General features: G+C 58.3%; 14 protein-coding genes. 10 read left to right on the top strand and 4 right to left on the bottom strand.

Annotation, left to right across the window (positions count from 1 at the left end):
• Nucleotides 1-44: 44 nt before the first annotated feature.
• Together secF and secD are read right to left on the bottom strand one after the other, a co-directional pair.
• On the bottom strand, nt 45-983 hold the full coding sequence (gene secF / locus Asbog_RS07115) for a protein translocase subunit SecF (RefSeq protein WP_023978050.1): 939 nt from the start codon (nt 981-983) through the stop codon (nt 45-47).
• 4 nt (nt 984-987) lie between these two features.
• Nucleotides 988-2,535, bottom strand: a complete 1,548-nt coding sequence (gene secD, locus Asbog_RS07110) for a protein translocase subunit SecD (protein WP_062164598.1) — start codon at nt 2,533-2,535, stop codon at nt 988-990.
• Between the two features lie 164 nt (nt 2,536-2,699).
• On the opposite strand from secD, the gene Asbog_RS07105 reads away from it, so the two are divergent.
• Nucleotides 2,700-3,695: a Gfo/Idh/MocA family protein gene (locus Asbog_RS07105; protein WP_307723610.1), complete on the top strand. Its 996-nt coding sequence runs from the start codon at nt 2,700-2,702 to the stop codon at nt 3,693-3,695.
• 56 nt (nt 3,696-3,751) lie between these two features.
• Here Asbog_RS07105 and Asbog_RS07100 read toward each other — a convergent pair whose 3' ends face one another.
• Both Asbog_RS07100 and Asbog_RS07095 read right to left on the bottom strand, forming a co-directional pair.
• Nucleotides 3,752-5,569, bottom strand: a complete 1,818-nt coding sequence (locus Asbog_RS07100; protein WP_062164596.1) for an ABC-F family ATP-binding cassette domain-containing protein — start codon at nt 5,567-5,569, stop codon at nt 3,752-3,754.
• 36 nt (nt 5,570-5,605) lie between these two features.
• Nucleotides 5,606-6,349: a PhyR family response regulator anti-anti-sigma factor gene (locus Asbog_RS07095; RefSeq protein WP_062164595.1), complete on the bottom strand. Its 744-nt coding sequence runs from the start codon at nt 6,347-6,349 to the stop codon at nt 5,606-5,608.
• A 184-nt stretch (nt 6,350-6,533) separates the two neighbouring features.
• Here Asbog_RS07095 and Asbog_RS07090 point away from each other — a divergent pair, with 184 nt between their 5' ends.
• The 9 genes from Asbog_RS07090 to bcsD all read left to right on the top strand — a co-directional run bounded on the left by Asbog_RS07090 (nt 6,534) and on the right by bcsD (nt 21,625).
• On the top strand, nt 6,534-7,007 hold the full coding sequence (locus Asbog_RS07090; protein ID WP_031240265.1) for a sigma-70 family RNA polymerase sigma factor: 474 nt from the start codon (nt 6,534-6,536) through the stop codon (nt 7,005-7,007).
• 170 nt (nt 7,008-7,177) lie between these two features.
• On the top strand, nt 7,178-7,756 hold the full coding sequence (locus Asbog_RS07085; protein WP_023978043.1) for a sigma-70 family RNA polymerase sigma factor: 579 nt from the start codon (nt 7,178-7,180) through the stop codon (nt 7,754-7,756).
• A gap of 202 nt (nt 7,757-7,958) precedes the next feature.
• Complete coding sequence (locus tag Asbog_RS07080) at nt 7,959-8,147, top strand: NepR family anti-sigma factor (protein WP_023978042.1); 189 nt, start codon at nt 7,959-7,961, stop codon at nt 8,145-8,147.
• Nucleotides 8,148-8,198: 51 nt separating this feature from the next.
• On the top strand, nt 8,199-9,989 hold the full coding sequence (locus Asbog_RS07075; RefSeq protein ID WP_231944531.1) for a sensor histidine kinase: 1,791 nt from the start codon (nt 8,199-8,201) through the stop codon (nt 9,987-9,989).
• Between the two features lie 494 nt (nt 9,990-10,483).
• Complete coding sequence (locus Asbog_RS07070; protein WP_171840674.1) at nt 10,484-11,521, top strand: glycosyl hydrolase family 8; 1,038 nt, start codon at nt 10,484-10,486, stop codon at nt 11,519-11,521.
• A 512-nt stretch (nt 11,522-12,033) separates the two neighbouring features.
• Nucleotides 12,034-12,804, top strand: coding sequence for a cellulose synthase operon protein YhjQ/BcsQ (locus tag Asbog_RS07065; protein WP_023978039.1), 771 nt, complete (start codon nt 12,034-12,036; stop codon nt 12,802-12,804).
• 13 nt (nt 12,805-12,817) lie between these two features.
• Nucleotides 12,818-17,509 (top strand): UDP-forming cellulose synthase catalytic subunit, encoded by a 4,692-nt coding sequence (bcsA, locus tag Asbog_RS07060; RefSeq protein ID WP_083510765.1) that lies wholly within the window; start codon nt 12,818-12,820, stop codon nt 17,507-17,509.
• Complete coding sequence (locus tag Asbog_RS07055) at nt 17,499-21,206, top strand: cellulose synthase subunit BcsC-related outer membrane protein (RefSeq protein WP_062164593.1); 3,708 nt, start codon at nt 17,499-17,501, stop codon at nt 21,204-21,206. Before bcsA ends, Asbog_RS07055 begins: the two co-directional genes overlap by 11 nt.
• Complete coding sequence (bcsD, locus tag Asbog_RS07050; protein WP_062164592.1) at nt 21,203-21,625, top strand: cellulose biosynthesis protein BcsD; 423 nt, start codon at nt 21,203-21,205, stop codon at nt 21,623-21,625. Before Asbog_RS07055 ends, bcsD begins: the two co-directional genes overlap by 4 nt.
• Nucleotides 21,626-21,704: the final 79 nt, after the last annotated feature.

Genomic DNA, 21,704 nt, shown 5'->3' with positions numbered 1-21,704 from the left:
ACCGGGCTAGGGGAGGCAAGCGCAGCCTCCCCGGGATTTTGGCCTCAGGAGGCCTTGCTGCGACGCAGGCGCTTCTCGCCCATAAGCAGAAGCAGCGGTGCCGCAATGAAGATCGACGACGATGTGCCGACCACGATGCCGAAGAGCATGACGGTGGCAAAGCCTGAGAGGCTATGGCCCCCGAAGATAGCCAGCGGCAACGCTGCGAGAAACACGGTCATGGACGTGCCGAGCGTCCGGTTGAGCGTCTCGTTGATGGAGAGATCGAGCAACTCACGCAGGGGCATGGTGCGATACTTGCGCAGGTTCTCGCGCACGCGGTCATAGACCACCACCTTGTCATTGGTGGAATAGCCCAAAATCGTCAGGATGGCGGCCACCATCACCAGATCGAACTGGAAGCGTGTGATAGCAAGGAACCCGACCGTCTTGGTGAGGTCGAGCACCAGCGTGATCACGGCGCTGATTGCGAACTCCCATTCGAACCGGATCCAGATATAAACCAGGATCATGGCAAGGCTGAGCCCAAGGGCAAGAAGCCCGTTGCGAAACAGCTCGCTTGAGACCGAGGCACCAACGGCGTCGGCGCGCAGGACCTGCGTACCGGGCTGAGCCTCGACAACCGCGTGGCGCACGGTATCGACCAGCTTTTGCGTATCGGCTTCCTGCGTCGGGCCTGCAGGCGGTGTATCGAGCTGGATCAGCACATCGTTTTCAGCCCCGAAGCGCTGTAGCCCCGCCGCGGAAATATTATGGACGGCAAGCGCATGACGGAGCTTGTCGAAATCTGCCGGTCCCTGGGTCTGGGCTTCCACAACGATACCGCCGTGGAAATCGAGACCGAGCTTGAGGCCAGGTACGAAGAACAGAACGACCGAGAGAGCCGACAGGATGGCCGAGGTGGCAAGGCCGGCATAGCGGCCCCGCATGAACGGAATATGCTTGTCTTCACGGACGAAGCGGAAAAGAGGACGTGAGAGCATCGCTTCAGACCGGCAGTTCTGTGGGGCGTGTGAGGGCGTACCAGCGAACCATCAGCAGACGTGACAGCAGCATGGTGGTGAAGAGGGTGGTGACGATACCGACCGTAATCGTCAGGGCGAAGCCACGAACGGGCCCAGTGCCGAACACGAACAGCATGACATGCGCAAGAAAGGCCGTCGCGTTGCTGTCGATGATGGTGGAGGAGGCACGTTCGAAACCTGTCTGCATGGCAGCAAGTGCCGTGCGTCCGCGCCCGACTTCCTCGCGGATACGCTCGTTGATCAGGATGTTGGCATCGACTGCCATGCCAAGTGTCAGCAGCATACCTGCCATACCTGGCAGGGTCAGTGTGGCCTCGAACAGCGAGAGAATGGCCGTCATCAGGACCAGATTGGCCAGCAGGGCGATATTCGCGTAAAGGCCAAAGCGCCCATAGAACAGCGCCATGAAGACGATCACGAAGATGAAGCCAATAGCCAGGCTGATGGCACCGGCCCGGATCGAATCAGCGCCGAGCGACGGACCAATCGAGCGCTGCTCGATAACCGCCAGCGGCGCTGGCAGGGCGCCTGCGCGTAGCATCACAGCAAGATCGGTCGCTGTCTGAGCGGTGAAGTTGCCGGTGATCTGACCGTTACCCTGCGTAATAGGGGTTCGGATAACGGGGGCCTCGATCACCTTGTTGTCGAGCACAATCGCAAAGCGTCGGCCGACATTTTCGGAGGTGGTCTGTGCAAAAGCGCGAGCGCCTGCACGATTGAACGAGAAGGTGACTGCCCATTCGCCCGATTGCTGGTCGATCGATGCTCCGGCATTGTTCAGCGCCGCGCCATCAACAGCGACATGGTCCAGCACCGGCAACATCGCGCCCGTACTGATATCCTGCATGAGGGTGGATCCCGGCGGCGCGACGGCGCCCCCTCCGGCCGAGTTGGCCAGCAGACGGAATGTCATCTTTGCAGTGGTGCCCAGAAGGCGCTTGATATGCTCAGGATCACTGATGCCGGGCAGTTCGACCACGATACGGTCGTCTCCCTGCCGTGTGATCTCGGGGTCCACTGCACCTGTGCTGTCGATACGACGACGGACGATCTCGATGGACTGTCCTACAGCCTCGCGCGCACGCTGACGCAACGCGGCCTCGTTCAGGGTCATCACGATGCGGTCGTGATCGATCGCGGCGGCTACGTCGCTGCCAGCGCCAGTGAGCGAGGAGAGAGCCTCAAGGCTGGATTGCTGCTCGCTTGCATCACGCGGGAGGAAGCTGAGCGTTCTTCCAGCGGCATCCTTGCGAAAATCGCGATAGCCAAGGTTCTTTTCAATCAGGACCTGCTTGGCCTGATCCTCAAGACCCTGGAGGCGGTCATCAACGAGGCTCTGCTGATCGAGTCGAAGCAGAAGATAGGAACCGCCACGCAAATCAAGACCCAGATGGATCTGATGCCAGGGCAGCTTGGCCGCAGGCGCACGCATGAAATTGGGCAGGCAAAGCAGGAGGCCGAGGAAACAGACCCCGAGAACTCCCAGCATGGTAGGCCGACTATAGTACATCATCGAACGGAGCGGCGTCCTTCTTGTAACGACCGGAGATTTGAGGCTACCGCGAGGCGGTCAGGCTGCGGGAAGATGCAGGCAGGCGCTCTGCGTTGCAACCTCCCTGTGCCCCCTGCTACACCAAAAACATGATTTCAGACGTGCACAGACCGGGAAAAAATATGCTGAAGGTCGGAATTGTGGGGGCTGGTCATTTTGGCCGCTTTCACGCGCTTAAGGCAAAGGACTGTCCGCGCGAGCAGCTTGTCGCCCTTTATGACCCGGATCAGGCGCGGGCCCAGCTCGTGGCCAAAGAGGCCGGCTGCGAGGTCGCGGAAAGCCTTGAGGCCCTGATTGCCCAGTCTGACGCGGTGATCGTGGCAGCTCCGGCAGAACAGCATTTTCCGGTCGCGTCGGCCTGCCTCACTGCAGGGCGTCACGTGCTTGTGGAAAAACCCATCGCTGCGACCCTCGAAGAAGCCAGAACCCTTGCGGCACTGGCGAAGGCTAAGGGCGTGGTGCTTCAGGTGGGCCACCTCCTGCGGTACTCCTCAGAGCACAAGGCGATTTCAGAGCGTATCGGCAAGCCTCTGTACATCGAAGCGACGCGGATTGCCCCCTTCAAGCCACGCGGCACAGATGTGTCGGTAATTCTCGATCTGATGATCCACGATCTCGACCTGGTTCTTTCACTGGTCGACTCTCCCATCGAGTCCATAGACGCGGTAGGCGTTGCGGTATCGAGCGCGCATGAGGATATCTCCAATGCACGGGTAAGGTTCGCCAATGGATGTGTCGCCTCCATCTCGGCCAGCCGTATCTCACTCAAGACCGAACGCCGTATGCGTGTCTTTTCGGAGGAGGGTTACCTTTCGGCCGATTTCGTTCAGCAAGAGCTGACTATGATTGGCCGTAAGCGTGGTTTGCCTCTACCGGGCACGGGGGGCTTTCGGCGCGAGGCACTGCGGTGGAAGGACAATGATTGCCTTGCTGCCGAGCACGATGCTTTCGCAGCGGCATGCCTGGACGGCGCACCGATCCTTGTCGATGCGGAGGCGGGTATACGGGCGCTCGATGCGGCTATTCGCGTCAAGGCCAGCATGGATGACACGCGGGCGCGCATGGAGATGTCAGGGCTTATCGCATCAGGCGACAGCCTGCCTCCAACCGAGGCCTGAGCGGGAAGAGGGGCATTTTCCTGCTCGATACCCCTTGAAGATTTCTGGTCCGGTGTTCAAGCGCCGGACTCGATCTCTTCTTTTTTCATTTCCAGAAGGAGCCATTCCTCCTCGGCAGAGGTAAGCGCTGCCTCGGCAGAAGTGAGCTCGTCGCTTACCCGGGCAAATTTCTTCGCGTCCTTGCTGTAGAGCGACGGGTCTGAGAGTGTCTCACGCAGGGTGACGATGAGCTTCTCGAGACGATCGATTTCCGCAGGGAGTTTCTCAAGCGCCAGCTTGTCCTTATAGCTAAGCTTCTTGCTGTTGCGCTCTGATCTTGCAGTATTCTTTTCTCGTGGCTCGGCGGTTTTGCCGTCCGGATTTGCATTGCGCTCAGCCGGGGCTTCGCCGCCAGTCTGGGCCAGCATATCGCTGTACCCACCGGCATACTCGATCCAGTGGCCGTCGCCCTGAGCCACCAAAACCGAGGTAGCTACGCGGTCCAGAAAATCGCGATCATGGCTCACCAGCATGACGGTACCCGGATAGTCATCAAGCATTTCCTGCAACAGATCGAGCGTCTCAAGGTCAAGATCATTCGTCGGCTCGTCGAGCACGAGCAGGTTCGATGGCTGGGCCAGTGCACAGGCAAGGGCAAGTCGGCCACGTTCACCGCCAGAGAGGACACCGACCGGCGTACGCGCTTGTTCGGGGCGGAACAGGAAGTCCTTCATATACCCGATGACATGGCGCTTCTCATCACCCACCTGCACCATGTCTCCGCTTCCCCCGGTCATGGTATCCGCAAGCGTCATGGACGGGTCGAGGCTCGCGCGTCGCTGGTCCAGCGTGACGAGCGAGGTGGAGGGACCTACCTGTACGCGTCCCGTATCGGGCTGATCCTCGCCAGTGAGGAGACGAAGAAGCGTCGTCTTGCCCATACCATTTGCCCCGACGATCCCGAGGCGATCGCCCTTGAGCACACGCAGATCGAGATTCTTGACCACAACCCGCTCGCCGAATGCCTTGGTCACATCCTCCGCTACGGTTGTCAGCTTTCCGGTCGTCTGGGCTTCTGACACGGTCAGTTTGAGTGACCCACGGAACTGGCTCGCAATTTCCTTGCGGCGCGAGCGCAGCGAGGCCAGCTCCGCCACACGGCGGACATTGCGCTTGCGACGGGCTGTCACGCCATAGCGCATCCAGTCCTCTTCACGGGCAATCTCGCGATCAAGCTTGTGAGCTGCAAGTTCCTCCAGCGCGAGAACCTCTTCGCGCCAGTCCTCGAAGCGGGCGAAACCCTGGTCGAGGCGACGGGTGATGCCTTGCTCGAGCCAGACGACGGCGCGCGAGAGAGTTTCGAGGAGGCGGCGATCATGGCTAATCACGATCATGGCTGAGCGCATGGAGGCAAGCTCGCGCTCAAGCCATGTGATGGTCGGCAAATCGAGATGGTTGGTCGGCTCGTCGAGAAGCAGGAGATCCGGCCGTGCGGCAAGGGCACGGGCGAGGGCGCAGCGACGGGCCTCACCACCCGAGAGTGTTGCGGTGGTTTCGTCACCTGTCAGACCAAGTTCCGAAAGCATGCTGCGGGCGAGATAATCTTCTTCGGGCTGCAGATCCTGAGCAACGTAGTCGTAGCTCGTCCTGAAGGCCGAAAGGTCTGGTTCCTGCGGGAGATAAACGATCTTGATCCCGGGCTGCACGAAGCACTGGCCAGAGTCAGGCAGGATCTCGCCAGCGGCAATGCGCAGGAGCGTCGATTTGCCTGAGCCATTGCGGCCCACCAGGCAGAGCTTTTCGCCCGGGGCGACCCCGATTTCGGCACCGTCCAGCAGTGGACGACCCCCGAGAGTATAGGAGATATCGCGTAAATGAAGGATTGGTGCAGCCATGCGCCCTATGTGTCGCACCGGCTGCGTCGATGCAAGTCAGATCGCTTTGAGACCGCCCGTAACCGCCTGATAGGTCGTTATGGCCAGCGTGGTAGGCTCGAAGGGCTTGGTGATAATGAAAGATGGCTCTTCCTGCTCGCCTGTAAGCAGCCGCTCGGGATAGGCGGTCACGAAGATCACCGGTGCCTGATGGTCCTTCATAATGCGACCAACAGCGTGCATGCCGTCGCCGCCACCACCGAGATTGATGTCGGCCAGGATAAGTCCGGGGCGTGTTTCCTTGGCCAGCCGCACGGCATCGGCCTCGGTGTAGGCGACACCCGCAATGCGATGGCCGCATTGCTGTACCACGTCCTGGATGTCCATCGCGATGATTGGCTCGTCCTCGATGATCAGCACACTTGTCTCGGCAACTGAACGCAGACCCTCATTCGCCTTGGCAATGTCTCCAAGAATATCGGCCTCGGTTCGCCCAAGGATCATGGCAACGGCGCTGAGTGGAACCTCCTCGAGCGAGGTGAGAAGCAGGACAAAGCGCTGCGTCAGCGTAAGGGATGACGGAGGATGAGTACTGTCATTGGCTGCCTGAAAACAGTCGATGATCGACTTGTAAAGACGGAAGCGAACACTGATCTCATGTCCACCCTTGCGCGTAGCCATGTCGCGTATGGCAAGGGCCACAAGCTGATCACCCTGCTTCTGTGTGCCTTCAAGAGCTCTTGCAAAACGTCGCGCAAAGGGCAAGGCTTGCATGAGGTCTTGGCGCTCTGCATCGACCATTGAAAAACGAAGCTCCAGAAATTTTCCGCCAACACAACGCGGTTCGTCGCGTTACGATGGCACTTTTTCGGCGCTGAGCAAAGAGGAATGCAGTCATGCGCTACCGGGAGATCACAGGCTGAGCACCGACAAGCCAGACAATCCGCGAGAGGCGGGCGCGAAGGCTGACCCCGTCCGGCGGGGAATTGCCACGCACCTTATCGATCTGCGCGGTTTTGCACGCTACCTCACCAGAGACGCCTCCGCAGCCGATGACCTCGTGCAGGACACGGTTTTGCGTGCGCTGGCCGCGCGTGACAGCTTCGTTCCAGGGACCAATCTCAAGGCTTGGCTATTCACCATCCTGAGGAATGTTTTTTTCGAGCAGCGCCGTCGCAAGGTGAAAGAAACAGAAATTCTCGGCGAGATATCACGAGGTAGTGAGGAAGGGTTCGATGAGCGCGATCGATACAAGGATGGCGTCATGGATCTCTCCCAGCTCTTATGGCGTCTGCCTGAGCTTTTACGTGAGGCGTTGATTCTCGTTGGCGCTCAGGAGATGAGTTACGAGGAGGCCGCTGCGATCTGCGATTGTCCAGTCGGTACGATGAAGGCGCGTGTGTCGAGAGCACGAGCCCAGCTTGCCGAGATCGCCTCACCATCTGCGGATCCCGCATAGATAGACTATGGGGAGCAGTAAGCGCTCTGCCTGACCGCCACAAACTGTCCTTGCGACGAGGCGTTTCAGGCGTCTAACAAAAATTTTCAGTTTTTTGTCATTGCATGCAACCTCCTCCTTCGCCCGTTCATTGGTCCGTTGAAAAGCACCGAGCGAAGAAGGATTTTCGCATGACCAGCTTCCATGACCAGGTTATCCAGATTCTCCCCAAACTGCGCGTTCAGGCTCTGTCCCTGACACGCAACCGTTCCGCAGCCGAGGATCTGGTTCAGGACGCGGTATGCAATGCCCTTGCGGCTCAGGATAGCTTCATCCCCGGCACGAACTTCTCGGCCTGGATGCATCGTATTCTGCGCAACCGCTTCATTTCCGATCTGCGCAAGCGCCGTGAGACGACGGATATCGAGGATGTGCCTGCATCGTCCTTTGCGAGCAACGCGACGCACGAAGACAGTCTGGCGCTCAAAGATCTTTCGATGGCGCTGTCTCGTCTGCCTGCCGATCAGCGCGAGGCGCTCGTGATGGTCGTTGTGCAGGGCATGAGCTACGAAGCCCTCGCAGAAGCTACGGGCTGTGCTGTCGGAACGGCCAAGAGCCGTGTATTCCGTGCCCGTCGTCAGCTCGAGGCCTGGATGACCGGCGACCTGCCTGCGAACGACAAGTTGCGCGTCAAGGTTGCTGCTCTCCGCGCCACGCTGGATGATCGTCGCCGCAAGGGACTCAAATCTGACGATCTGTTCACATTCTGATTATCTTTAGCCTAATCAGAAGGCCCTGATGCTGCGACATATTTGCAGAACTTTGAAGGGGAGTGAGGTAACTCATTCCCCTTTGGCGCGATTGGGTCTTTCCTTTTCTTCAAAATGCGATGATTAAATTTCGTTAGTGCAACTCGTCCGGCGACGCATTGTTAAGATCGCATGGGTTGAATTTTTTTGTTGAGGTGAGGACATGACTGGGGGAAAGGACGGCACGCCGGAGAAGCCCCGCCAGGCAGGCCCCAGCAATGAAACAGAAAACCCTTTCGACTTATGGTTGAAGCGAGGGCTTCATCAGCTCTTCGATGACGTTGCAAACGAACCAATTCCTGAGGAGTTACTGCGCCTGATCGAAGAAGATCGTGACGACCGTCAGTCCTGAACGGCAACTTGCCGACAGCGCCCGGCGCCGAACAATAAAAAGGCGCTAGGCTTGAGGCTTCTTCCACTGCACCCATTCAAAGCCGTCGGCCTGAAAACCCGTCTTTTTGATACGGTTGGTTCGCGCGTCATGGCGCTTATCGTCTGCACTTCTGTGCCGCTTGCGACCGTCGCGGGGGTTCTCGCGTGGCACACCTATCTTGCGACCTCAGACAACAGCTTTGAGCGCACCAAGGCCGATGCGGTAAGTGCGAGACATGAAATCGCCGCGGATCTGGGCCGGGCACAGGGGGCGCTGGAGACCCTGGCACAGATTACCCTCCACGAGGAGATTGCGCCCCGGGCTTTCCAGCTCGTCCAGTCTGTCAGCCAGCAACACTATTGCTCGCTCGAGCTGGTCGACCGCGCGGGAAAAATCGTTGCCAGTAGTCGGGGAAACGAAAAGGACGGCAACCCCTGCCAAAGCAATCTTCTTGCTCTTGCCAGTGCCTCACGAGATGCGGTGTCTGAAAAAGAGAGTTTTGCCGAGGGTGACGGGGCTACAGAAGTCGTGATCGCAGGGTCTGCCCTTCTTGTCCGTTCTTCGATACGGCTTGACTATGTTGACCGGACCGGCTCTTCGGTCCCTGGACGGCTGATCGCCTTCCGACCGCTCGTCAATCAGGAATTGGTCTCGACGGCGCAGTATGCGCATGTTTCGAGCGAGCCCGATGTCGGTTCGACCGATCTATGGCTCTTTACGGAGCAGACCCCTCCGGTTGCCCTGACTGCAAGACGGAACGTCACCTCGCCTTGGTCGAGAGAGGTAACAGACCGCTTGCGCGCCGACCTCAAGGTGGGAAGACGGGCCGATCATTTCGAGGCCAATAACGTCTACTACACCCTTATACCGGGTTATGGTCCCACCAGTATCGTTGCTGTCTCGGTTCGAAGCGCAGCTGAGACGCGCGCCTTGCAGCTGTTTCTTGCGCGCGTGATGCTCATCGTCCTTATCCTTGTCGTGGAGTTGCTTCTGGTAGCTCTCGCTGCGCAACGTTATTTGGTCGAACCGCTTGAGAAGCTCGCCTCCAGCGTCTCGGAATGGAGACGACACGGTTCATTTCAACCCGATTTGCCTTTGTCGCTCCCACTTGAAATCCGCCAGATGGAGCGTGCTTTCAGCAGGGCCACAAAACGCCTGGACAGGCATGAGGCAAGGCTCCAGCGCGCAACCAAACAGCAGGATCTGCTCATCAGAGAAATCCACCATCGCGTCAAAAATAATCTTCAGATCGTGGCCTCGCTACTCAACCTGCAAGCGAACCGTATCAAGCTGCCGGAAGCGCGAGAAGAATTCCACCTCGTCCGCGACCGGGTGCGTTCTCTGGCGACTCTCCATCGTTATCTCTACCCTGAAGGTGGGCTCTCATCGCTCGATATCAGAGCCTTTATGGAGGAGCTTGCAAGCCAGATTTTTACGGCGAACAATCATGCCAATAAAGGACGTATCAGTCTTTCATTAGACATCCACGATGTGCCCATCACGCCCGATCAGGCCGTACCGCTCTCCCTCATCGTGACAGAGATCGTCACGAACGCGCTGCGGTACGCGTTTCCTGAGGGAAGAGCTGGATCTGTCCGTATACAACTCCATCGTGTCGATGAGACTGCCCTTTTGCTGATCGAGGATGATGGGGTGGGGCTGGCTTTCCCATCGGAGGGCGAAAAGCGCGAAGGGATAGGTTTGCAACTCGTGCGCGGATTTGCCCGTCAACTCGGTGCTACGCTGGACATCATTTCAGAGCAGGGGACCGTCTATCGGCTTGTATTCCCCGTCCACGTTCCGCGCCGCAACCTGGCCTAGACCGGCCTCGATATCCCGGCGCAGTATCGTGCAATAGGCTCAGAGTTGCCAAGGCGCGAGCGCCACAGGGCGAGTGAGATCTTGAAAATATATGGACAAGCATGCGCTTTGGCGCATTGAGTGATAGACCGCTCATCTAATTCTTTACCCGACGAGTGGTCGTGGACAGGTCTGTGGGCAGACGATCGGATTACTCGTCTCAGAAAAACGTGCTCAGCGAGCCATTGCTAGCAATTTCGAAATAAATCTTCCTGTATCATATCCTGATTCTCAATCTTCCTTTTCGATTGCGAATTTCTGAGGCGAAGTTTTCCAGCAAAATTAACGATATTTTTTCAACCCGCACGTTGTCCGTTTGGGTGATCCTTAAACTTTAACGAAAAACACCTTGATTTCATCAACCTATTGACGCAACCAGAAAAAAAATAGCAAAGTCTTGTTGCGCATCGTTAGTGCGTTGCTCAAATCCTGAGAGATCATTAATGCTCCGTTCCATGGTCAGGCGCCAATTTTGCCGTGACTCAATTCTTGCTGCAGCGTCCTTCGGTATCGCCGGGGAGGCTTTTGCGCAGACGCAAGGACTGGGCGACCCTGATTGGGAGCTTTACAAGAAAAAATACCTGTGCCCCGAGGGACGCATCGTGGATACGGGGAACCAGGACGTATCGCATTCGGAAGGGCAGGGATACGGGCTGCTTTTTGCCTCGACGTTCAACGATCAGGCTGCGTTCGACCAGATATGGGCATGGACGAGAGATAATCTCAAGCACAAGGACGGCAGCCTCCATAGCTGGAGATGGACGCCAACAGCACCTCATGTGAGTGACACAAACAATGCGACGGATGGTGATCTTATGATCGCCTGGGCATTGCGCAGGGCCGCGATCCTGTGGCGGTCGGAAGCCTATCTCGACCAGGCGAAGGCCATATTGCATGACCTGGCCGAAAAATGCGTGCGCAAGGTTGGCAGTCGCCTTGTTTTATTGCCCGGTATGAAAGGGTTTGACCGACCGAAATCGGTCATCATCAATCTTTCATACTATCTGCTGCCAGCACTCGACCGCGCGGTACTGCTCGACCCGTCTGGGCCCTGGAAAAGCGTCAGCGAGCACGGACAACAACTACTCCAGAGCTGCCGTTTCGGTTTGTGGGGCTTGCCGCCTGATTGGCTTGCGATTGATCGAAAGTCAGAAAGGCCGGTTCCCGCTCCCGGCTATCCCCCCCGGTTTTCGTACGATGCGATACGGATCCCGCTCTATTTCAGATGGGGCAAGCGTCTCCCGGCCACGCTGACGCAGTCGCTTTACGCCGTGAGCCAGAACTACTCGATGACAGCGCTTCCTGCATGGGTCGATCTCATGACGGGTGAGCGCTCGCCCTATAACGCGCCTCCCGGTTTCAGGGCAGTTTATCTGTTCGCGCTTAACGGCTCGGACGCTCTGTCGGATCTGCCGAACATCAAGGAGAGTAGTGATTACTACTCATCCTCCCTGACACTCCTCGCAAGAATAGCCTCCATGGAGATGGTTTGATGCCCGATACATTCAAAATACTTCATGAATCATTTTCTGAGCCCTTGCCAGTGACGGAGGATGAAGGCTTCCATGACTTTAACGCCCTGTCGCGCATTGCTGCTGCGGGTGAGCCCCTAAGCGAGCCTGTTCCGGTGCCCGAGCCCCCGCGTGTAACGCCACCCGAACCTCCGGCGTCATACCGGCACACCTCCCCACAGGTGACGCAACCCCAACCGGAAGCGCCTGAGAAGCCAGTCTGGGAAAAAACACAGATAGAGCCGCCCGCAGCGACAGCAGCTCCACAAGCGCAACCTGTGCAAAGGGAGGTTGTGCCACCCACGGGAGCGGTTGCGTCAGCGGGGTCAGGCACGCAGGCAGATGATGCCTGGCGTGATCTGCCGCTTCAGAATCTATTGGCACGACTGCGCACCAGTGTTCCTGTCGTGAACGACACACCTAAACGACTGCATGGAATGTTTCGCCGCTGAAATAGTTCATTTTCCAAAACAAGCGGAAGCAAGAATAAAAGTATGACTCTGATCTGCGTAGCCTCTCCGAAGGGCGGTGTTGGTAAAACCATGTTGGCGGCGCATCTGGCCGATGAGATACGTCGTGCGGGTGTTCCACATGTAGTCGCCATCGATCTCGATCCACAAAACGCGCTCAGGCTGCATTTTGGTGTCCCCATGGCGCACCGATACGGCCTGTCGAGCTGCATTGCCGCTGGCCGTTCGTGGGAAGGCGCACTGATGTCGACCTCTAATGACATCCAGCTTTATCCGTTTGGGTCCCAGCCTTTGCACGCTCAGGCGGAGTTCGAAGAGGCCATCAGAAACCGTCCCGATCTCATCGCCTCCGAGGTCGCACGCCTGAGCGAACGCAGTGATACTGTTGTGATTGTCGATACCTCGCCGGGTTATTCGGTCGCCTTTTCAACGATTTTGCCGATCGCCAACGTCGTTGTTACGGTCATGACGGCAGAAGCCTCCTGTATCTCCCTCCTGCCCGATATCCATGCTGCCAGCTGTTATGGCATTCCGGCGGCCGAGGCCGCTCACTTCACACACCGTGTCATTGTCAACCGGTTTGACCCGCTGAACCGCGTAGGCGCCATGGCGCTGCCGCAGATCGTGCGTCGTATCGGTCCGATGCATCTCGGGACGATCTGCCGGGATGAGCATGTAGGGGAGGCTTTTGCGAGCCAGCGCCTGGTTCAGCATTATGCGCCTTATTCGAGGGCTGCGGCTGATCTGGAGCTTGTGGGTACGCGGTTAATCCAGACCATCACCAATCTGCATTGAGGCGAGGTCGCAGATGAAGCACGTACGCCATAGCATCGCCTTCCTGGAATCATGGATCGATGATGCGCATCATTCGCCTGCGCGCACAGCCATAAAGACAGGGCTAATTTCCTTCGCCATTCTCTGCATGGTGATTGCGGCGTTCGTGCACCTTAATCTTGCCGGACAGACAATCGTCTGTATCTTCGGCATCGTTCTCTTCATGCTCGTCAACAGGCATCCGGGACCTCGTGCCACGCTTGTTCTGAAGGGGCTGTCGATCATTGTATCGCTGCGCTATCTCAGCTGGAGACTGACCGAGACGCTTAATTTCAGCTCATGGACGCAGTCGATACTGGGCAGCGTGCTCGTCCTTGCTGAGATCTACGCCTTCGTCATGTTGATCCTCAGCTACTTCCAGACGCTTCATCCGCTGGGGCGTGAAGTCACCCCCATGCCCAAGGACATCACGACCTGGCCAAGCGTTGATATCTATATCCCCACCTACAATGAAGAGCTGCGCATCGTTCGCCAGACGGTACTAGCCGCCCTGGGCATCGACTGGCCCAGAGACAGAATCAACGTCTATCTGCTCGATGATGGTCACCGCGAAGAGTTCCGTGAATTCGCCGAAGCCTGTGGCGCAGGGTATATCGCCCGTTCCGAGCATAATCATGCCAAGGCAGGCAATCTCAACCATGCCATGCAGCTGACGAAGGGTGAGCTGATCGCAATTTTTGATTGCGATCATATCGCTAGCAGAACATTCCTGCAGGAGACCGTTGGTCCGTTCCTGCTGAAGCCCCACCTCGCGCTCATTCAGACCCCGCATCACTTCTATTCGCCAGATCCGTTTCAGCGCAACTTCTCTCACGGTGCCGTTGTGCCACCTGAGGGAAATCTGTTCTACGGGCTCATCCAGGATGGCAATGATTTCTGGAACGCAACCTTCTTCTGTGGCTCATGCGCCGTCATCCGGCGCACTGCGCTTGAGGAGATTGGTGGGGTGGCGGTCGAGACCGTAACCGAAGACATGCACACGGCGCTCAAGCTGCAGCGTCGCGGCTGGTCGACTGCCTATCTTGCCAAACCGTTGGCGGCCGGGCTTTCCACCGAGCGTCTTATCCTGCACGTCGGTCAGCGCATGAGGTGGGCGCGTGGCATGTTGCAGATCATGCGCCTGGACAACCCCCTGACCGGGCCGGGGCTCAATTTCGCGCAAAGGCTCTGCTATTTTGCGGCCATCGCCAGCTTTCTGTTCGCCATTCCGCGCCTTATCTTTCTGACATCGCCCATGGCGTATCTTCTATTCAATCAGACCCTTATTGATGCCTCGCCGTTCGCGATCGCGATCTACGCCATGCCGCATCTCATACACAGTGTTCTCACATCGGCCCGTACAAACAGGAACTGGCGTTATTCACTGTGGAGTGAAGTGTATGAGACGACACTGGCGCCGTTCCTTGCGCGTGTGAGCGTCATGACGCTTATCTTCCCCCGTCGCGGTAAATTCAACGTCACCGAGAAGGGCGGATTGCTGGACCGTTCCTATCTCGATTGGAGCGCTGTCTATCCGAACGTCTATCTCGCCGCAGCCCTTCTTGCGACGCTCGGAGTAGGCCTGTTTCGCCTCGCACATACCCATCACGACACGATCGTCTCGAACGCGTTGCTCATGAATATCGTGTGGATCACGGTCAGCATCGTGATCGTGCTTGCGGCTATCTCGATTGGACGTGAGTCGATGCAGATCCGTCGCAGCCATCGCGTCGAGATGGTCGTGCCTGTTACCGTTTGTACGGCTGATGGCCGAATGTTCCAGTACACCAGCGAGAACATGTCCAACGGCGGCGGCATGTTGCATGGGCACGCCCCGGTTGAGGCGCTACCCGACGACAGCCTGATCACCGTGCTCGTACCAGACCGCAACGAGACCTATGCGCTGCCTGCAAAGGTCATACGCGCCACATCACAAGGCACGCTGGCGCTCAGCTGGGCCACAACAACAATCATACAGGAGGCCCAGATCGTGCGAGTCATATTCGGTCGTCGGGACGCATGGGCCAGTTGGGCCGATTACAAGCCGGATAGCCTGCCGCGTTCAATTCTTCTCCTCCTGCGCAGTATTGTCGATCTCTTCAAGCCAGCGACCTTTCGCAAGAAAAAGCGCGGCGTGGCGCTGAAACCCCGTATCGTACAGGCGGTTCCACAGAAGACTGCCGTGGTGGTGCGCCCCAAAGCCGGGCTACTACAGGCCCTTCTACTTTCGCTCGGGCTGGGTACGACATTCACGGCTTCGATGGCGCATGCTCAGCAAAACCCGGCTGAGCTTCCCATGCCGACCGGGGTACCTGCCGCAGCAGGTGCTTCGATGTCGGCACCTGCTGTTGGACGTCAGGCTCCAAATATCCCCCCCGCCAACGTTTCTCCAGCACCGACTGCTGGCGCTGCGCCAGCGGGGCCAACGGCTCCGGCCCCGGCAACCCCGGAACCGCAACCTGCCGCCGAACCAGTTGCAAACCCGGTACTATCTCCTGCTGCTGATCTGCCTGGTCCCGCACGGGAAGAGCTTGAGAATGCGCGGACGACGTCATGGAGCTTCACCCAGCTTGGGAGTGCCGACACTCTGATCATGACGCCATGGATTCCAATCCAGGGCCTCAATTTTGGTATCCCATCCTCGGAAGTCGTCACGGCAGCGACACTGACCCTGCACGGCTCAATGTCACCCGATATGCTGCCCGCGGGCAGTGGTGTGACGATTTTTCTCAACGATCAGTTCATCGGCGTTATTCATCCAGACAAGGCCAAACCGCAATTCGACGGCCTGACTTTCACGGTAAATCCGCTGTTTTTCAAAGAGCACAATGTGCTGACGTTCCATTTCGCGGGTCAGTACACCCTGAGTTGTGGCGATCAGACCAGTGCCCTTCTCTGGGCAAAAATGCTGGGGCAATCGAGCCTGTCTATAACGTCGGCTCCCCTGCCGCCCTCGCGCGACCTCGCGACACTGCCCGCGCCGTTCTTCAACGACGCAGTCCTGACGCCAGCCCGTGTTCCCTTCGTCATTGCGCGCCAGAGTTCGCCTCAAACGCTTGAGGCGTCAGCCATCCTTGCATCCTGGTTCGGTGCCCTCAGCGATTATCGCGGCGCCTCTTTTCCTGTTCTTTCGCAATTGCCCCCCTCGGGTGGTGCCGTCGTTGTCGGGCCAGCCTCTGCCCTGGGCACGCTCCTGTCCGGCCAGGCGCCTGTTTCAGGACCCACCATTATTGAAACAGTGAACGCGAATGACGCGTTTGGCGCAGTCCTGATTGTCACGGGACGTACGGATGACGAGGTCGTCGCTGCCGCGAAGTCAATCGCGTTCGCAAGTAAGGGCTTTCCGCACGAGTCTCGTATCAACGCCCCGGTAGTCAGTATCGAACCGCGCAAGCCTTACGACGCGCCTGGTTTCGTATCGCGGACTCAACCTATACGGATCGGAGACCTCGTATCGCTTTCGAGCCTTCAGGGTTATGGCTATGTGCCTGGGACGATATCCGTACCCTTCCGCACGACCCCGGACATCTATACCTGGCGTGCCCATCCGCTCAGCATGCACTTCACTGTGCGTGGGCCACTGGGTACCGAAATCGATCGTCAGCGCTCCCATGTGGATGTCAGCGTCAACGGCATCTATCTGAAAAGCGTCTCCCTCGCTCCCCCTTCGGATCTGCCTCAGTGGCTTCGTCGTCTGTGGCCGGATTCATCCCGAGCCCAATCGGCGCATGTCTCGATTCCTCCCTGGGCGATCTATGGCGCCAATACGCTCGGCTTCTATCTCGAGAGCCGTCCGATCGGGCGTCGTGACTGCAGTGGTATGACGCAGGACCTGCGTATGAGCATCGATCCTGACTCGACCATCGATCTGACGCGCGCCTATCACTACACGCAGTTGCCCAACCTTGCTTACTTCGCAAACTCTGGCTTCCCGTTCACGCGCATGGCTGATTTGTCGGATACGGCAATCGTTCTGCCCGCCAATCATACCGAGGGCGTTGAATCTGCTTTCCTCGATATGGTCGGCATGATCGGTGCGTCCACCCATTTCCCCGTCTCCGGTCTTGGGGTCATCCATGCAGATGCCGTGTCAGAAAACGAGACGCGCAATCTGATCGTCATGGACACGCGAGTATCGTCACCCGCAATCGAGCGTTTCCTGCGTGGTACACCCTACAGCTTCACAGGTTCGACGTTGAACTACACCCGCTCCGGGTTGCTGGAGCCCTTCCGTTTGCTCGCGCGCTCCATGAACGGAAACGACGATGGCGGGCAGGCGAGCACGCTTCAGGCACTCAGCGCCACCACATCATTGGGAGACGGTGGAGCCCTCATCGAACGTCGTTCGCCATTCTCGTCGGATGCCACCATGTTGCTGATGCTCAGCGAGAATCCCCAAGGGCTCGAGCGTCTCATCCAGGCCATGAGAAACCCCAAGACCCAGCCAATGATTCAGGGTGATCTCGCGCTGATCAATGGTTCCCACATCATCGCCACCCGCAATCTGCCGACCTATGCAATTGGCTCTCTGCCATTCTGGTTCTGGCCCGATCTGTATCTCGGTGATCATCCCTTCCGGGTCATTCTCCTGGCGGTGATCGGGGTCGGTCTGGGCGTGTTAATCCTGTTCCGAGTTCTCACCAATCATGCCCGACGTCGCGCCAAGGAATTGCATCGTGACCGCTGATCGCCCCGGACTTCGCAGGAGCGCGCTGCGGGCAGCGCTTCTGGCAAGCTTTGCATCAAGCCAGGCCCTTGCAGATGGCGTGCCAACGGCATCGCCCCAGAATACGCTGTCGGCCGATACCGGGAAGATCCTCCCGGCGGTGGTAAAGCGTGCGCGTTACTGGTTCGAGCACGGGCGCATGGATGATGCGCGCATTGCACTCAATCAGGCGCGGCAATTGGCGCCATCCGACCCCGATGTTCTCGTGCTTGAAGGGCAGATGGACCTGCAGCAAGGCGATATCGCTGCAGCACATCGCATCCTTAAACAGATCCGCGAGCACAGTAATGATCCGGATGCCGGTCGATTGCTCGATATGGATCTGCAGGCGCGTTCGGCCCCGGGAACTGATATCCAGAATGCACGAGCCCTCGCGCAACGTGGCGCGACCACTCAGGCGGCGGCGGCCTATCTCAAGGCATTTCCTGACCGACCGCCATCGCTCTATGCGCTCGAATACTATCGCACCCTTGCGGGCGTGCCAGCCCAGCGCGAAAAAGCACAGATGGGCTTGGCCAAACTCGTGTCAGGTGCGCCGAACAACGTTGAATATCAGATTGCCTATGCGCAATCTCTCGTCTGGGACGAGAAAAATCGCGTCACCGGTATTCAGCGTCTTGAAGCTCTGGCAAAGATGCCCGGCCTCACGGAGGCGCAGAGACAGCAGATCAACTCAACAACGCGGCAATCCGTCCTTTGGCTTCCCGCCACGGCATCATCGGATTCTGTCATCAGCACTTATCTTGCGGCTCACCCGGAAGATAAGGATATTCAGGCTCTTCGCGGGCGTGCGCTCGGTAATACGCTGAAGCCTTTCGAGATAGAGCGGCAAAAAGGCTGGGATGCTCTCAGGGCCAACAATCTTCAGGCAGCGATTGTCTCGTTTCGTCAGGCCCTGACAACAGCGCCCAATGACGCAGATACGTTGGGCGGGCTCGGAGTCACGCTCCTTCGTCAACATCGCGACGCCGAGGCAAAGACCTATCTCGACCGGGCCATGGAAGCCGATCCCTCTTCAGCGACCCGCTGGCGCGCTGCCGAAAGCGGCGCCGTTCTCAATGATTCCTACGCCAAGGCAAATTACCTGTTCAGCCATGAGCGTTATACGGAGACGCTGGCGCTGATCAACCCGATGATCAAACAGTCGCCTGGGCAGTCCTGGCTACGAGCCATGCGCGCCGACATTCTCGAGCGAACCGGTCGTCGGGATGATGCCATCGCGGCTTATGAAGCGCTTATCGCTGCCGAACCCCGTAATGCCTCTTACCGCGAACGCCTTGTCAGGGCGCTTATCGAGGATCATCGGTATGATGAGGCCAGTTCTGTCCTCGCTCAGAGCCCGATCGATAACCCTCAGCTTAAAGCCTTGATCTACGACAGTCAGGCTGAACGCGCCTCGACCCAGACAGATCGGCTCGCAATTTTCCAACGTGCGGATCAGGAGAATGCGCTCTCTCCCTGGTCAAGATTACACTATGCTCAGGCATTGCTTGCAGAAAACCGTCGTGCCGACGCGGAACAGGTGATGGCCCCCCTTACCGAGACCGAGGGGACGAGAGATCCCGCTGCTCTTCAGGCTGCACTGTTCTATGCAGCGCAGACAGGTGATGAACGAACCGTCACCCGATTGCGCGCGCAGGTTCCAGAGCGCTCCATGACACCTGACTTGCGCAGGATACTCCGGCAGGCCGATTTGCGGGCTCAAGTGGCCAACGCACCGACTGATCCTGACTCTGCACGCTTCTATTTCGCGCATCTGCTCGATCAGGGTGACCCGGATGGCAGCCTTGCACAGGTGATTGCCACGACACTGTATGATCGTGGTGACCGTGCCGGTGCATCGCAGATACTGGATCTGCAGATTGCCCGCGCTGGCGGCCATCTCAACGCTGCGCAGCGACTGGCCTATGCGGGGGCCTTCCTGCATATGCGCGATCTCGAGCGCGCTAGGCGCCTATCGATATCGCTCAAGGGCGCAGCGCTGGACGCAACCCAGGCAACGCAGCTCGCGCAAATCGACACGGGTCTTGCTGTCGCGACCTCTGATCACCTCAATGATCAGGGTAACCGTGCCCGTGCCTATGAAGCGCTTGCCCCCGCTCTGGACCGACCGAACCCGCCAGTCTCCGCCAATCTCGCCCTTGCGCGGCTCTACAGCTCGGGGGGGCAGTACGCGCAGGCATACCAGATCACCCTGCAGGCGGTGCAGCATGACCCGAGCGATCTGGATGCGCGGCTGGCGTTGATCCAGACATGTATCTCAATGCATCGCTACGCCGAGGCGAGCGGCTACGTCCAGCAGATGAACGCTATAGCCCCCACGGATCCCAGGAGTTGGTATGCTGCAGCGCAGCTGGATCGGGCGAGGGGCAACATCCGGGCGGCCGTACGTGAACTCGCTCAGGCACGCCTTCTGCGCGTCGAGCAGATTGCGCCTGGCCGCGAGTCCTATGTGCGGCGGTCTAACCCCTTTGCCAGCGAGGATGTGACGCTCCAAAGCAATCAGACTGACCCGCTGATTCGGCAGATGGACAGCGAGCTGACACAAATCAGCGATAGTATGGCGGCCTCTGTCACCATAACCCCTGGTATCGATAGCCGCTCGGGTTCGGGCCTGAATGGTCTCAGCAATGTCACAACGGATGTTGCAGGATCGTTGCCTGTCGGAGGCGGACATATCCGGCTGGCCGCAACACCGACGTTCCTGAGCAGCCGCTCGTACCGCAGCGGGGACGTGAACGGACCACGCGATATCGGGTACAATCCGCTCAATAGCGTTATAGGGGGCGCTCTTAACCAGAGCAGTTCCATGAATGCGACGGGTGTTGCGCTCTCGGGTAGATATGACTGGCGTTGGCTTACCCTCGATGCTGGCACGTCACCTCTTGGCTTCGCGGTGACGAATGTTCTGGGCGGCGTAAGCGTGGCGCCCAAGCTGGCGCGGAACACGATCCTGACAGTTGGAGCCGAACGCCGTTCGGTGCAGGACTCTCTGATTTCCTATTCCGGCCTTCGTGACGCATCGGGCGCCACATGGGGTGGTGTTGTTCGCAACCGGGTTTATGCGCAGCTGGCCTATGGTGATGAAAATGCCTCGCTCTATGCACGCGGAGGTGGATCTTATCTGACGGGGCGCAATACACGCAGCAACACCGGGTACGAGGCGGGTGCAGGAGGACAGATCAGGATATGGGGGCAGGAACGGCCTGATCTGCGCCACAATCTGCATCTCGGGATGGATCTGACGTGGTTCGGCTATGATCGTAACGAATATCAGTTCACGTTTGGTAATGGTGGCTATTTCTCGCCTCAGAACTTCGTCGCGTTTACCTTTCCGGTCACCTACGCTGGGACGTACAAACAAATCGACTGGCGCGTTATTGGTCGTGTAGGATATCAGACCTACCACTCGTCGCGTTCACAAACCTTTCCTGCCAATTCGGATACGCAGGCGTTGCTCGCCAACGTGGCCCCGCTCTATGCGTATCAGGATGGAAATTCCGCCAATGGTCTGACGGGCGGGATTTACGGTGCCATCGATTATCGCATGACACCTAACCTCAAGCTCAGCCTCAACGCCGATTACCAGAAGGCCGGGCCTTGGAATGAGGTCAGAGCTTTTGTTGCAGCCAAATACAGTTTTCTGGGGACGAAATGATCTCGCCTGATTTTTCCCTTTTCATCCATTCTCTTGCCACCGAGCTTGAATTACAGGCAGGCGCCGAGGAGAGTGATGCGCTCCTCTACAGCGTGGGGCGCCGCATGGCTGATCGCCTGCCGCTTCCTGCTTGCGAGACGACCGCGGCGTTCGAACTGGAATGCAACGCCAATCTTGCTCTCATCGGTTGGGGGCAGTTTTCTCTTGGCTTCGATGCGCAGAAAAACGCTCTGCATCTGTCTCTGCACGATTTCCCGCGCACGGGTGCCCTGGGCAAACCGGCGGGCACGTGGCTCGCGGGCTTCTACAATGGCCTTATCACTGGTTGGTTCTCCCAGATGGGCGAAACGGTGAAGCTGCGGCGCGTCGCGACATCCGAGAGCCTTACGATCACTTTCCTCGTTGATGCGGGCAGCTGACGGCTCATTTGGACCGTCTCGGAAGTGTAACTCAAGCTCTGGACGTTGACACCGGAGCGGAGGGTCCGAATGGCCGGGA

Source organism: Asaia bogorensis NBRC 16594 (genome assembly GCF_001547995.1).
GTDB classification, from domain to species: Bacteria; Pseudomonadota; Alphaproteobacteria; order Acetobacterales; family Acetobacteraceae; genus Asaia; species Asaia bogorensis.
The sequence above is the reverse complement of the archived record's forward strand: the minus strand, read 5'-3'. Positions and strand labels throughout refer to the sequence as shown.